This is a genomic window from Flavobacterium sp. GNP011 (assembly GCF_056428925.1).
The window spans coordinates 69156-82931 of sequence record NZ_JBWJVJ010000007.1 but is presented as its reverse complement, the minus strand read 5'-3'; the positions used below and the strand labels follow the sequence as shown (position 1 = coordinate 82931).

The window sequence follows — 13776 nt, the reverse complement described above, 5'->3', positions numbered from 1 at the left end:
ACAGCGGTAGGGCCATATAGGATTATATTTTGTTTAAAGTCCAGTCAAATTCATACGTTTTTACAGTATATTTATTATCGATTTTTTTCTCTAAAAAAAGATTAATAAAATCAATTTCATTAAAATAGTTTACTGCAAAATCTTTTTTGTACCATTCAAATATCTTTGGTAACTCAATTATTTTATTTTCTTTATCAACATAGAAATAGTATTTAGAATTGATTACTAATGTTGCTCTTGCTTTAATTTGTTCATCTACAGTATTAGGTAAGTACGCAGTGTTTAATAAAGGTGCACCTCCATTTGCAGCACTTGTTAATGTAAAATGTATAGCAGGATCAAAAAACAAATCTCTCAAGATAACATTTTCAATATCGTCTAAAGTTAATTCTTGATTTCCTACCATAAAAGTTTCAGTACTAAAAAAACCTGGAATTTTCTCTACTGATTCTATTGGGAATTTATCAACTACACTTTTAATTACACGTAAATTATATACATTAATCCAGAATGCTTTTGCTACTTTTTTATCGCTAAATTTTGTGTCAAGTTTTTCTATATTACTTAAAATATAAACGAGCTCTCCAGGACTTTTCTTAATAGAAAAGTAATCTACTTTACCCTCTGGAGTTACATTTTTCTTCAAGAACATCGTTGCCTGTTCAAAAAACAATTCTGTAGTTTGAGCTTTAGAAACTAATGTTAAGCCAAAAAAACAAAGCGTTAAAATAATTTTTTTCATTTTGAAATTCTTTAATTAGTATTGGTTATAAATATATTTAACTGAAAATTTAATTTTTAATGTTGTTCTCACTGTTTTAAACTTAAAATGTTTTGCAATTTCATTATGTATAAATAAGATTCATTAATCAAAAGCTTTGATTAATAAATTTATAAAATGATTCTATCATTAATGTATTAGTTATAAATGTTTTAACTAAAATAGTGAATTAATAATATTAATATCATGCAATTCATTTGAATGTTCAAAAATCAGTACTTCAAACTCTATTCCAAATTTTGCGCAAAGATATAATAATTATATAGACAATCTAAAATATTGTTCATTTAGCTCACAAATCAATAATTCCCAATATTTCAAAGAACGTATTTTAATTAAAAACTCATTTTTATAAGATCTCAATATATCTTTATATTAGTACTTTTTTAAAACTACAGTATCCCTAATTATAAGGACATAGAATTTTTTTATTTATCTCCTTATTTTTATCTACGAGTTTTTAACTTATTAAGTTTTATGTTTTGGCAATTAAGATTTACAAATGTTTTTTTTTTAAGCAATAAGCTAAGCTATTGTCTTGTTTTTTAATGAGTTGTTAAGTTGAAAATTTTTAAATAATTTTTTTTATTTCAGTGTATTTTAATTCTATGAAAATTACTTAATAGTTAATCTGCATTTTCGTCTCTTAACATTTAAATTGTTTATTGCGCAGTTTTGACTTATTATTTTTAATTATTGTATTTTTTTAGTTTGTTTATTTAAAATTATATGCAATTAATTTGGATAATCATTTTTTACATCTATATTTGTGCAATCGATTACATTTCTTGTTTTATATTTTTTTTAAAGATTATATAACTTGTTTAAATGTATCATATATAGTAATTAATAATAAAAATAAATCATACCAATAATATGAATCAAAAAAGTATAAAAATAGGGAGTTATCGATGGTCTATTTGTGGCTTGCTTTTTTTTGCAACTACAATCAATTACTTAGACAGACAAGTTTTATCGTTAACATGGAGTGATTTTATTGCCCCAGAATTTCATTGGACTAATAACGATTATGGTAACATAACAGCTTTATTCTCTATTTTTTATGCTGTTTCATTATTGTTTGCAGGTCGTTTTGTGGACTGGATGGATACCAAAAAAGGTTTTTTGTGGGCTATCGGGATTTGGTCATTTGGTGCTTGCTTGCATGCATTTTGTGGTATTGCCACTTCGGGAATTATCACTGGCAATTGGTTTGTGGGTTTTGAAGGCGCAAAAGAAGCTTTGAAAACAGTTAATGACACGGGACTAATCATAAATGTTAGTGTAACCTTATTTATTTTTGCCCGATTTGTTTTAGCGGTAGGTGAGGCTGGTAATTTTCCTGCTGCAATAAAAACTACGGCAGAGTATTTTCCTAAGAAAGATAGAGCTTTTTCGACCAGTATTTTTAATGCTGGTGCAACAGTAGGTGCCTTAGCAGCTCCTATCTCAATTCCGTTTATTGCTAAAGCATTTGGTTGGGAAATGGCTTTTATAATTATTGGTGCACTTGGTTTTATATGGATGGGTTTCTGGGTTTTTATGTATGATAAACCTGAAAAGCATCCTAAAGTTTCACAATCAGAGTTAGAATACATTCAACAAGATGATATTGCCGATAGTAAACTAGTGGGCTATGTTCCAGAGTCAAATTCAAAAGTCACACTTAAAGATTGTTTTAAATACAAACAAACTTGGGCATTTGCTTTTGGCAAATTCATGACTGATGGCGTTTGGTGGTTTTTCTTATTTTGGACTCCAGCTTATCTAAGTTCTGTTTATAATATGGATTCAACACAATCAGCATTGCCATTATTTGTACTTTATATGATTACATTATTATCAATAATTGGTGGTTGGTTGCCAACGTACTTTGTTGAAAAGAAAGGTATGAATCCTTATGAAGGAAGAATGAGAGCAATGCTTATTTTTGCTTTTTTCCCACTCTTAGCACTTTTAGCACAACCACTAGGACATATTAGTTATTGGCTTCCAGTAATTATTATTGGAATTTCATTGGCGGCACATCAATCGTGGTCTGCTAATATATTTACAACCGTGGGAGATATGTTTCCTAAAAAAGCAATTGCCACAATAACAGGAATAGGAGGTCTGGCAGGAGGAATAGGTTCAACATTAATTAATAAAGGTTCTGGTGTTTTATTTGATTACTCAAAAGAAACGAATTTGATTTTTATGGGTTTCAAAGGTATTGAGGCTGGATATTTTATTATTTTTTCAATCTGTGCTGTGTGTTATTTAACGGGCTGGATTGTAATGAAGTCTTTGGTACCTAAATACAGTCCTATAACCTCTCTATAGATCTTATTTAAAATTTTTATAAACTATTTTGCCAAAGTTTTATTTTATCAAGTATCTTTGTGCAATCGATTACATAAAAAAATAAAACATGACAATTTTTTCTTTTAGATATGCCACAAATCCAACTGATTTTAAAAAGTATGGAACCGATGAATTAAGAGAACAGTTTTTAATAGAAAATATATTTGTTCCTGATGAAATTCAGCTTACCTATTCCATGTATGATCGGTATGTTGTTGGTGGAGTTATGCCAGTAAAATCAAGCTTAAAATTAGAAACAATTCCATATTTAAAGTCTGAAAACTTTTTAGATAGGAGAGAATTGGGAATAATCAATGTAGGTGGAGCCGGAGTTGTAACCGTTGATGGAGTTGTCTATGAATTGAATACTAAGGAAGCGCTTTATGTAGGTCAAGGTTGTAAAGAGGTTCTTTTTGCAAATGCTAATGGACAACAAGCCTTGTTTTATATTAATTCGGCACCTGCTCATACTTCTTATCCAACTAAAAAAATTGGTAGAGAAGATGCAGAAATCATTCCACTGGGAGATGAAATTACAGCTAATAAACGCATTCTAAATAAGCTGATAGTAAATAGTATTGTACAAACCTGTCAACTTCAAATGGGGCTAACAGAGTTGTTACCGGGTAATGTTTGGAACACCATGCCCGCTCATACTCATGATCGCAGAATGGAAGCTTATTTTTATTTTGATATTCAAGCTCCGCAAACAGTTTGTCATTTTATGGGAGAGCCACAAAATACAAGGCATCTTTTTATGCAAAATCACCAAGCAGTTTTATCACCAGAGTGGTCTATACATTCAGGTGCGGGTACAAGCAATTACTCTTTCATTTGGGGTATGGCTGGAGAGAATTTAGATTATGGAGATATGGATATTGTAGCACCTAATGAACTAAGATAATACCTATGAATTTATTTGATTTAAAAGGAAAAAGAGCTTTGATTACCGGTGGAACACACGGATTAGGTTTGGCTATGGCCGAAGGTCTCGCTCAAGCTGGAGCATCACTTGTCATTACAGGAACTACACCCTCAAAAATGGAAGAAGCTCTTGCTTATTATTCACAAAAAGGATATACCGTTTCGGGTTATTTATTTGATGTTACGGATGAGAATGCAGCAGCAGAAAATCTTGAACGCATTACAAAAGAGCAAGGTGATATTCATATTTTAATAAACAATGCGGGTATTATTAAGAGAGAATTAGCTGTTAATATGCCTATTGCTGATTTTAGAAAGGTGATTGATGTAGATCTTGTTGGTCCGTTTATTATGTCTCAACTTGTTGCTAAACAAATGATTGAAAGACAAGAAGGCAAGATAATTAACATTTGTTCTATGATGAGTGAGCTAGGACGCAATAGCGTATCTGCTTATGCTGCTGCAAAAGGTGGACTCAAGATGCTTACTAGAAATTTAGCTACAGAATGGGCAAAGTATAATATTCAAGTTAATGGGATTGGTCCAGGATATTTTGCCACTACACAAACAGAACCTATACGCGTAGATGGTCATCCGTTTAACGATTTTATAATCAATAGAACACCAGCTGCACGTTGGGGAAATCCTGAAGATTTAGCAGGTACAGCTGTTTTTTTAGCTTCAAAAGCTAGTGACTTTGTAAACGGTCAAATTGTATATGTAGATGGTGGAATTTTGGCCACTATTGGGAAACCTACAAACGAAAATTAATTCAAAAATTAAAAAAATGAGTGCGCCATTTATACACGATAATTTTTTATTAGAAAATAAATTTGCAGAAGAGTTATATCATGATTTTTCTAAAAATCAGCCTATTATAGATTATCATAATCACCTTTCACCACAGTATATTGCTGAAGATAAAATTTTTGAAAATTGTACTCAAGTTTGGATAAATGGAGACCATTACAAGTGGCGTGCCATGAGAACTTTGGGGATTAAGGAACAATTTATTACTGGAAATGCAACTGATAAAGATAAGTTTTTACAATGGGCTAAAACGGTTCCTTATACTATGCGTAATCCATTGTATCATTGGACACACCTAGAACTTGCCAGATATTTTGATATTCATGAGCTATTAAATGAAAAAACAGCCGAAAAAATCTATGAGGAGTCATCGGCTAAAACAGCTTCAAAAGAATACAGTACCCAAAACTTGTTAAAAAAAGTAAATGCCAGTTTTGTGTGTACAACTGAGGATCCAATTGACACTCTAGAACACCATCAGTCTTTGACTAAAAATCCATTTGAGACTAAAGTTAGTACCGCTTTTAGACCAGATAAAGCTATTCTTATTTTAAACGATGAGTATAATGCTTACATCAATTCATTAAGTGAAGTTGCTGGTATTTCGATTGATTCATATGCTGATTTGTGCGTAGCTCTAGAAAAAAGAATCGTTTTTTTTGATCAAAACGGTTGTAAACTTTGTGATCATGGCTTGGATCAGATTTATTTCGAAAATTTTACTGAGGTTGAAGTAAATCGTATTTTTAGAAAGAAAAGAGAAAACCTGTCTATAACTACTGAGGAGGCTTTTAAATTTCAATCAGCGATTTTATTGTTTTTATCCGAAACGTATCACAAGTATGGCTGGGTGCAACAGTTTCATTTAGGAGCATTACGAAATAATAATGAGCGAATGCACCGTATTTTAGGGCCAGACACAGGATGGGATTCTATAGGAGATTATCCGCAAGCGTTAAAACTTTCTCGTTTTTTAAACGCTTTGGATAGCCAAGATAAATTAACAAAAACGATAATTTATAATTTGAATCCTGCTGATAATGAAGTTATGGCTACTATGATTGGTAATTTTAATGATGGTAGCGTAAAAGGAAAAGTGCAATTTGGTTCAGGATGGTGGTTTTTAGATCAAAAGGATGGAATGACAAAACAATTAAATGCACTTTCTAATATGGGGTTAATAAGTTGTTTTATAGGAATGTTGACTGATTCTAGAAGTTTTTTATCATTTCCAAGACATGAATATTTTCGTAGAATTTTGTGTAATTTGTTAGGTGATGAAATTAAAAGGGGAGAGTTACCACACGATATGGAATGGATTGGTAAAATGGTTTCTGACATTAGCTACCACAATGCAAAAGAGTATTTTAATTTGTAATTCAAAAACTTATGTCTCAAAATAGTTCCAATCAATTATTTTTCTTGGCAGATGAAATGCAATGGGAAATTGCTAGTACTGGTGTTTTAAGACAGCTAACAGGATTTGATGATCGTGTTATGATGGTGAATGTTAAATTTAAAGAAGGCGCTATAGGACCTATGCACAAGCACACGCACACACAACTGACGTATGTAGCCGAGGGTAAATTTGAGGTTACCATAGAATCTGATACCTGTGTTTTAAAAAAAGGGGATTCATTTCAGGTTCCTTCTAATAGTTTGCATGGTGTTTTATGCCTAGAAGAAGGTATTTTGATTGATGTTTTTAGTCCTATGAGAGCTGATTTTATTAAATAGTAAAGGAATATTGAATGAGTAAAGTAGTCACTTTTGGCGAAATAATGTTAAGACTTTCAACAGAAAGACATTTGCGTTTTGAACAAGCCAAAACTTTTACAGCATCTTACGGTGGAGGTGAATTTAATGTAGCGGCATCATTAGCAAATTATGGAATTGAAGCTGAATTTGTTACTAGAATTCCTGATAATGAGATAGGAGTTTGTGCAGAGAAAGAAATGAGAAAAATGAACGTAAGTTCTAAAAACATTCTTCGTGGCGGGGAACGTTTGGGGACTTATTTTTTAGAAACTGGAGCAGGAACAAGAGGTAGTAATGTGGTTTATGATAGGGCTCACAGCGCTATGGCTACAATTACGAAAGGGTTAATTAATTGGGAACAGGTTTTTGAGGGTGCAACATGGTTCCATTGGAGTGGTATTACTCCAGCAATTTCTAATAGTGCTGCAGAAGCTTGCTTAGAGGCTGTTGTTGTGGCTCATAAATTGGGATTAACAATTTCATGTGATTTAAATTATAGATCTAAATTATGGCAATATGGTAAAACTCCTAGTGAAGTTATGCCAGAAATTCTTAAGTACAGTAATGTAATTTTAGGTGATATTGATACAGCATATTTTATGTTGGGTTTATCTAAAGTGCAACCTAATTATCAAGACTTAGTTTCGTTGCCATCCTTATACGGTAAATTATTTCAGCTATGTCCTAACTTAAAAATTGCAGCTACGACACTCCGCTATTCTGTGAGTGCCTCACACCAAAGAATTGGAGGTATATTATATGATGGTAAAAATATAAGTAATGCAGCAGTAAAAGAAGTAACGCCTGTGGTGGATAGAGTGGGTAGTGGGGATGCTTTTATGGGTGGTTTAATTTATGGATTATTGAATTTTCCAGTAAGTAATCAACGTGCTTTAGATTTTGCAGTTGCCGCTTGTTGTTTAAAACATACCATTGCTGGAGATTATAACTTGGTTACAATAAAAGAAATAGAAAACATGCTAGATGGAGACGGGTCTGGTTTAGTTTCACGATAAAATAGTAATATATGGCACGATATTCTAGAATTGAAGTAGCAAATGCAATGGCGGCAACGGGTTTAGTGCCATTGTTTTTTCATAATGACGTAGAACTTGGAAAAAAAATTATAAAAGCATGTTATGATGGTGGTGCCAGATTGATGGAGTTTACCAGTCGTGGTGATTTTGCTTTTGAAGTTTTTGGAGCCTTGAACAAATATGCATTATTAGAACTACCAGGAATGATTCTAGGTGTTGGTTCTGTTACTGATGCTGCTGCAGCATCGCTGTATATGCAACTTGGAGCTAATTTTATTATTACACCTGTATTGCGGGAAGATATTGCACTTATTTGCAATCGCAGGAAAGTGCTATGGTCACCGGGTTGCGCATCCCTTACAGAAATTGCTCGTGCAGAGGAATTAGGATGTGAAATTGTAAAACTTTTCCCTGGAGATGTATACGGTCCTCAATTTGTCAAAGGAATCAAAGGTCCTTGTCCTTGGACTAGTATTATGCCTACAGGTGGTGTAACTACAGATAAAGAAAACTTAAAAAGTTGGTTTGATTCAGGTGTGACTTGTGTTGGTATTGGTTCTCAATTAATATCACAAGTTGTAATAAAAAATCAAGATTTTTTTGGACTTGAAAACACAGTAAGAAATACCCTTGAAAATATAAAACAAATTCGAGACGAAAATAAAAAGTAAATGGAAACTAATTTTTCATTAAAAGGGAAGGTGATTGTAGTCACTGGAGGAACTGGAATTATAGGAAATTCATTTATAAAAAGTATTGTTGGCGCAGGAGGTATTGTTGGTATTTTAGGCAGAAATGAAAAAATAGCACATCAAAGAGTTCAAGAAATACAAGATAAAGGTGGTAGGGCCATTGCCTTACTTGCAGATGTTACAAATGAAGCCCAATTGCTTTTAGCAAGGGATAAAATGTTAGATGCTTTTGGTAGGATTGATGGTTTAGTAAATGCTGCAGGAGGAAATATTCCAGATGCCGTTGTCCAACCAGATCAGGATATTTTTAGTCTTAACATTAATGCTTTAGAACAAGTGATGCAGTTAAATTTACTAGGAACCATTTTACCTACACAGGTTTTTGGTGCAAGTATTCAACAAGCAGGATCGGGCAGTATAGTTAATATTTCATCTGTAGTATCTCAACTGGCCGTAACTAAAGTTTTAGGGTATAGTTTAGCTAAATCATCAATAGACAGTTACACTAAATGGTTTGCTACAGAACTTGCCATACGGTATGGAGATGCCATCAGAATGAATTCTATTGCGCCAGGTTTTTTTTTAACAGAACAAAACAAAACCTTGCTTACAAACCAAGATGGAACCCTAACAGATAGAGGAAATCAAGTATTGCAAAGTACTCCTTTCAAACGTTTTGGTCATCCTGATGAACTTGCTGGTGCATTAATATGGTTGTTAAGTGACGCATCAAAATTTGTAACCGGTTCTAAAATTACAGTAGATGGAGGCTTTACAATTTTTAGTGGAGTATAAATATAGTATTATAGTAAAGGTATAATAAGCGACTTATACCGTGTTTTTTTGATCGTTATTCTTAACTCCTCATAGAGAATAAAAGGATGTAAGCATAAAAGTAAGTCGTTTATAATACTCTTTCATTAAATTTCTACTTTTTTAGGGGTATTATAAGTACTATAAAAGAGTGTTAAATAATTTAAAATCATGAATTTAAATAGAAAAAATACAAACCTAGAGGTCTTAAGTCCTATAAAAGTGTTGCAATTTGGCGAAGGTAATTTTTTAAGAGCTTTTGTTGATTATGCTTTTCAAGAGCTTAATGATTCTTTAGAATTTAATGCAGGAATTGCAGTTGTTCAACCCATAGAGAATGGTATGGTCGACATGCTTAACAATCAAGATGGTTTGTATACGCTATTCTTGAAAGGATTAACTAAAGGACAAGAAATCCAAGAGAAAAAATTAATTACAAACTTGGTTACAGGGATTAATCCATATGTAAACTTTCAGGATTTTTTGGCTTTAGCCAAAGAAAAGGAGCTTCAATTTGTGATTTCTAATACTACTGAGTCTGGAATTGCTTATGTCTCATCAGACACTCCAACAATGCAACCACCTAGTTCTTATCCCGCTAAGTTAACACTTCTTTTATACGAAAGATTTAAGTTTTTTAACGGTGATCCTAGTAAAGGTTTGTGTATTATTCCATGTGAGTTAATTAATAATAATGCAGATACGCTTAAGGAATTCATTATCAAATACAGTAATGATTGGAATTTAGGCACTGATTTTATGGATTGGATAAACCAAAATAATAGTTTTCATAATACGCTAGTTGATAGGATTGTACCTGGTTATCCAAGAACTGAAATTGAGGAATACAACAATCAATTAGAGTATACCGACAATTTAATTGTAACTGCTGAAACCTTTTTTCTGTGGGTTATTGAAGGTGGTGACGCTTTAAGAGCCAAATTACCTTTTCATAAAACCAGTTTAGATGTGAAAATTGTAGATGATATGCAACCGTATAGAACGAGAAAAGTTCGTATTTTAAATGGTGCTCATACTGCAATGGTTCCATTTTCATTGCTATTTGGTAATGAAACTGTAAAACAAACTGTAGATCATATTTTTACAGGATCTTTTGTCAATTATGCTATTTTTAAAGAAATAAATGAAACAATAGCAATGGACAAGGTAGAACTTGATCTCTTTGCAGAGGACATTTTAGACCGTTTTAGAAATCCATTCATAAAACATAATTTATCAAGTATTGCGCTCAATTCTATTGATAAATTTAAAGTTAGAGTGTTGCCAAGTATTGTGGAATATGTTAAAAAGTTCGATAAAACACCAATAAATCTTACATTCTCTTTTGCTTGTCTCATTAGGTTTTATCAAGGAACTTGGAACGGAGAAAAACTGCCCCTTGATGACAATCCCGAAATTATAACTTTTTTTGATGAGATTTGGAAAACAAATAGTTTAGAGGAAGTAGTTCAAAAAACGCTTTCAAATATCAATTTTTGGGGACAAGATTTGACTAAAATTGTAGGTCTTAGTCATGCTGTTTTGCTTGCATTAAACGCAATCGAGGATTACGGAATTGAAAAAGGATTTGCTCATTTTAGTCTTGAAAATTAATAGGATATAAACAAATTACATTTTAAAAAATGCAAAAGAAATTAATCAAAGTTAACCCATCAGATAATGTTGCTGTTGCATTAGTAAATCTTGTAGCAGGTGAAATAATTCCTTTTGAGGAAGACTTCATTTCAATTACATCTGATGTGAAAATGAAGCATAAAATAGCTTTAGCCGATTTTAACATAGGAGATAGAATCATCATGTACGGAGTTTTAGTTGGTAAAGCGAGTGCATTTATAGAAAAGGGTGGGTTACTTTCTACTGCTAATGTTAAGCATGAAAGTGACGCTGTATCTGGAAAAACAGAAACTATTGGTTGGGAAGTTCCTAATATTGATAAATGGAAAAACCGAACTTTTAATGGGTACCATAGAGAAGACGGACAGGTAGGGACCGAAAATGTATGGCTTTTTTTTCCGCTTGTTTTTTGTGAAAACAGAAATATTGAAATCTTAAAAGATATTTTTGAAAAAGAACTCATGAAGCCTAAAGAAAATGATTATCAATTGTTATTGAGGTCATTAGTAAGTGCTGAAAACGGGGAAAACGAAGCGATTTCAAAGACACAAAATTCAGATTTGTTTCAAAATATTGAAGTGAAATTTATAACTCATCAGGGTGGTTGCGGTGGTATTCGTCAAGATTCACATAGTTTAGCTAAATTATTAGCTGGTTATGTCAATAATCCTAATGTTGCTGGTGCAACTGTTTTAAGTTTAGGGTGTCAAAATCTACAAATCCAAATTTTTAAAGATGCGCTACACGAAATAAATCCTACGAGTACAAAACCGGTTTTGATTTATGATCAGCAACAAATAGGTACTATTGAAACTATGTTGAGTAGTGTTGTTAAAGACACTTTTGAAGCGATTAAAAAAGCCAATGAATTGGAAAGAAAACCAGCTCCTTTGTCTAAACTTTCAATTGGTTTAGAATGCGGTGGATCTGATGGTTTTTCAGGTATATCAGCAAATCCAACTTTAGGCGTTACCTCAGATTTGTTGACGGCTCTTGGTGCAACTACCATACTCTCAGAGTTTCCAGAATTGTGTGGAGTAGAACAAGAATTAGTGAACCGTTGTGTTGATGATGAGGCTGGAGTTCGATTTTTGGAACTAATGAAATGGTACGAAAAAACAGTAGTTGATGCAGGCTCAGGATTTGATATGAATCCGTCACCTGGTAATATTAAAGATGGTCTAATTACTGATGCAATGAAATCTGCTGGAGCAGCCAAAAAAGGTGGAACTTCACCTATTGTTGGCGTTTCAGATTATGGAGAATATATTACAAAACCAGGTTTGAATTTACTTTGCACACCTGGAAACGATGTTGAATGTACTACTGCTATGGTTGGTTCTGGAGCTAATATGGTTCTTTTTACCACAGGTTTAGGAACGCCAACGGGTAATCCAATTGCACCAGTTGTAAAAATTTCTTCTAATACTGACTTAGCACAAAAGATGTCTGATATTATTGATATTGATACTGGTGGTATTATAACTGGTGAAAAAACAATTGAAGAAATGGCCGATGAAATGCTGGAATTTATTATCCAAGTGGCAAGCGGCGACATAAAAACAAAAGCTGCTTTGTTAAATCAGAATGATTTTATACCTTGGAAAAGAGGAGTTTCTTTGTAATCTAATATAAAGGCGTAAGTGCTTAATTTTTTTAATTACTTGAATGGCCAATTAGATTTCGTTAAAAACGGGTGTTGCTCAACAGTAACACCCGTTTTTTATTCCTGATTTCTTAAGGATGATTTTCTGATGTGTAATATTGGATTGAGAACAATCTTTTTTTCAATTTTAACATTATCTGAAGTATTCATTTGTTCTAAAAATACTTTTGCAGCCATTTTTCCCATTTCTTGAGGGGATTGATCTATAGTAGTGATCGAAAGTTCCATAAATTTTGTAAAAGGTTCGTTTCCAAAACCCACTACACAAAAATCTTGTGGCAAAGTATAACCTTGACTTTTTAATTCTTGTATGGCTCCTAATGCAGCAAAATCACTCGCCGAAAATATAGCATCTGGTGGCGTATCCAGTTGTAATAAAGTTTTAGTTACTAGTGCACCTTCTTCTAAATTACTTTTTGATCGAATAACATATTCATCTTTAAAAGGAAATCCATGATCTAGTAATGCTTTTTGATATCCTTTAAAACGATTTTCATAAATTTCAAGAGATTGATCACCGCTCAAATGTGCAATTTTTGTACAGCCTTGTTCTATTAAATGTTTAGTAGCCATATAACCCGCTTTAAAATCGTCAATAGTAATAGAGCTTACGCCATCAATATTTTTCTTTCTATCAAAAAAGATTAGCGGAACATTTTTTTCTAAAACCCTATGAATTATTTTTTCATTTTTCTTTGATTCGTTTGTAATAGAAATCATTATTCCATCTACTTGTGCGTCAAGTAAAGTGTTTATATTTTCAATTTCTCTATTCTCATCTTCATGAGTTTGACAAATTATTACGTTGTATTTATTAGGGTGAAGTTCTTCTTCGATACCACGAATAACAGAACCAAAAAAATTAGTATTGATACGAGGAACAATAACACCAATATTTCCGCTTTTTCCACTGCGCAAGGCTAGAGCAAGTCGGTTTTGCTTATAGTTCATTTTTTCGGCAGTATCTAGAACAAGCTTAATGGTGGATTCACTAATTTTTGGGTTTTTATTAAGCGCTCTTGATACAGTAGCTGCTGATATATTGAGCTCTTTAGCAATATCGTAAATTGTTGTTTTCTCACTCATTGGGAATCAGTAGTTTATATTAATGTTGTAAAACTAATACTTTTTTGTTAATAATACAGCTATGTTATCGATTGTGTAAACTTGAAATAACGTTCTTTTTTGAAAAAAAAACAATGTTTATAATGTAATATTTATGACAATATATTACATTAAGTATATAAAAACAATCTTTTTTTTATAGTACTTGTATTTTTATGAATTTAATTTTGGTAAATTGGTATGAAAAACATA

The 13776-nt window shown here is 32.3% G+C and carries 12 protein-coding genes; 10 read left to right on the top strand and 2 right to left on the bottom strand.

The annotated features are described in order from the left end of the window. Positions 1-22: 22 nt before the first annotated feature. Positions 23-742: a DUF547 domain-containing protein gene (locus AC061E_RS08465; protein WP_478285834.1), complete on the bottom strand. Its 720-nt coding sequence runs from the start codon at positions 740-742 to the stop codon at positions 23-25. 915 nt (positions 743-1657) lie between these two features. Here AC061E_RS08465 and AC061E_RS08460 point away from each other — a divergent pair. The 10 genes from AC061E_RS08460 (at position 1658) to AC061E_RS08415 (ending at position 12418) form a co-directional block, all read left to right on the top strand. After that, positions 1658-3103: an MFS transporter gene (locus tag AC061E_RS08460; protein ID WP_478285833.1), complete on the top strand. Its 1446-nt coding sequence runs from the start codon at positions 1658-1660 to the stop codon at positions 3101-3103. 88 nt (positions 3104-3191) lie between these two features. Continuing rightward, complete coding sequence (kduI, locus tag AC061E_RS08455; protein WP_478285832.1) at positions 3192-4028, top strand: 5-dehydro-4-deoxy-D-glucuronate isomerase; 837 nt, start codon at positions 3192-3194, stop codon at positions 4026-4028. A 5-nt stretch (positions 4029-4033) separates the two neighbouring features. Continuing rightward, positions 4034-4819, top strand: coding sequence for a gluconate 5-dehydrogenase (locus AC061E_RS08450; RefSeq protein ID WP_478285831.1), 786 nt, complete (start codon positions 4034-4036; stop codon positions 4817-4819). 16 nt (positions 4820-4835) lie between these two features. Continuing rightward, a complete protein-coding gene (gene uxaC / locus AC061E_RS08445) occupies positions 4836-6236 on the top strand; it encodes a glucuronate isomerase (protein WP_478285830.1) in 1401 nt (466 codons plus the stop codon). Between the two features lie 11 nt (positions 6237-6247). Then, positions 6248-6595, top strand: coding sequence for a cupin domain-containing protein (locus AC061E_RS08440; RefSeq protein WP_478285829.1), 348 nt, complete (start codon positions 6248-6250; stop codon positions 6593-6595). Positions 6596-6609: 14 nt separating this feature from the next. Then, on the top strand, positions 6610-7632 hold the full coding sequence (locus AC061E_RS08435; RefSeq protein WP_478285828.1) for a PfkB family carbohydrate kinase: 1023 nt from the start codon (positions 6610-6612) through the stop codon (positions 7630-7632). 11 nt (positions 7633-7643) lie between these two features. Then, on the top strand, positions 7644-8324 hold the full coding sequence (locus tag AC061E_RS08430) for a bifunctional 4-hydroxy-2-oxoglutarate aldolase/2-dehydro-3-deoxy-phosphogluconate aldolase (protein ID WP_478285827.1): 681 nt from the start codon (positions 7644-7646) through the stop codon (positions 8322-8324). Then, a complete protein-coding gene (locus AC061E_RS08425) occupies positions 8325-9140 on the top strand; it encodes an SDR family oxidoreductase (protein ID WP_478285826.1) in 816 nt (271 codons plus the stop codon). A gap of 186 nt (positions 9141-9326) precedes the next feature. After that, the gene (locus AC061E_RS08420; protein ID WP_478285886.1) at positions 9327-10772 is read left to right on the top strand and encodes a tagaturonate reductase; all 1446 of its coding nucleotides are present in this window, start codon (positions 9327-9329) and stop codon (positions 10770-10772) included. Between the two features lie 29 nt (positions 10773-10801). Further along, positions 10802-12418 (top strand): UxaA family hydrolase, encoded by a 1617-nt coding sequence (locus tag AC061E_RS08415; RefSeq protein ID WP_478285825.1) that lies wholly within the window; start codon positions 10802-10804, stop codon positions 12416-12418. Positions 12419-12516: 98 nt separating this feature from the next. On the opposite strand, the gene AC061E_RS08410 is transcribed toward AC061E_RS08415, so the two are convergent. Further along, positions 12517-13545, bottom strand: coding sequence for a LacI family DNA-binding transcriptional regulator (locus AC061E_RS08410; protein WP_478285824.1), 1029 nt, complete (start codon positions 13543-13545; stop codon positions 12517-12519). Positions 13546-13776 lie beyond the last annotated feature (231 nt).

What these genes read in the sequence shown, in the direction of transcription:
- AC061E_RS08465 (WP_478285834.1), bottom strand. Translation starts at nt 742, where the DNA reads ATGAAAAAAATTATTTTAACGCTTTGTTTTTTTGGCTTAACATTAGTT.
- AC061E_RS08460 (WP_478285833.1), top strand. Translation starts at nt 1,658, where the DNA reads ATGAATCAAAAAAGTATAAAAATAGGGAGTTATCGATGGTCTATTTGT.
- kduI (WP_478285832.1), top strand. Translation starts at nt 3,192, where the DNA reads ATGACAATTTTTTCTTTTAGATATGCCACAAATCCAACTGATTTTAAA.
- AC061E_RS08450 (WP_478285831.1), top strand. Translation starts at nt 4,034, where the DNA reads ATGAATTTATTTGATTTAAAAGGAAAAAGAGCTTTGATTACCGGTGGA.
- uxaC (WP_478285830.1), top strand. Translation starts at nt 4,836, where the DNA reads ATGAGTGCGCCATTTATACACGATAATTTTTTATTAGAAAATAAATTT.
- AC061E_RS08440 (WP_478285829.1), top strand. Translation starts at nt 6,248, where the DNA reads ATGTCTCAAAATAGTTCCAATCAATTATTTTTCTTGGCAGATGAAATG.
- AC061E_RS08435 (WP_478285828.1), top strand. Translation starts at nt 6,610, where the DNA reads ATGAGTAAAGTAGTCACTTTTGGCGAAATAATGTTAAGACTTTCAACA.
- AC061E_RS08430 (WP_478285827.1), top strand. Translation starts at nt 7,644, where the DNA reads ATGGCACGATATTCTAGAATTGAAGTAGCAAATGCAATGGCGGCAACG.
- AC061E_RS08425 (WP_478285826.1), top strand. Translation starts at nt 8,325, where the DNA reads ATGGAAACTAATTTTTCATTAAAAGGGAAGGTGATTGTAGTCACTGGA.
- AC061E_RS08415 (WP_478285825.1), top strand. Translation starts at nt 10,802, where the DNA reads ATGCAAAAGAAATTAATCAAAGTTAACCCATCAGATAATGTTGCTGTT.
- AC061E_RS08410 (WP_478285824.1), bottom strand. Translation starts at nt 13,545, where the DNA reads ATGAGTGAGAAAACAACAATTTACGATATTGCTAAAGAGCTCAATATA.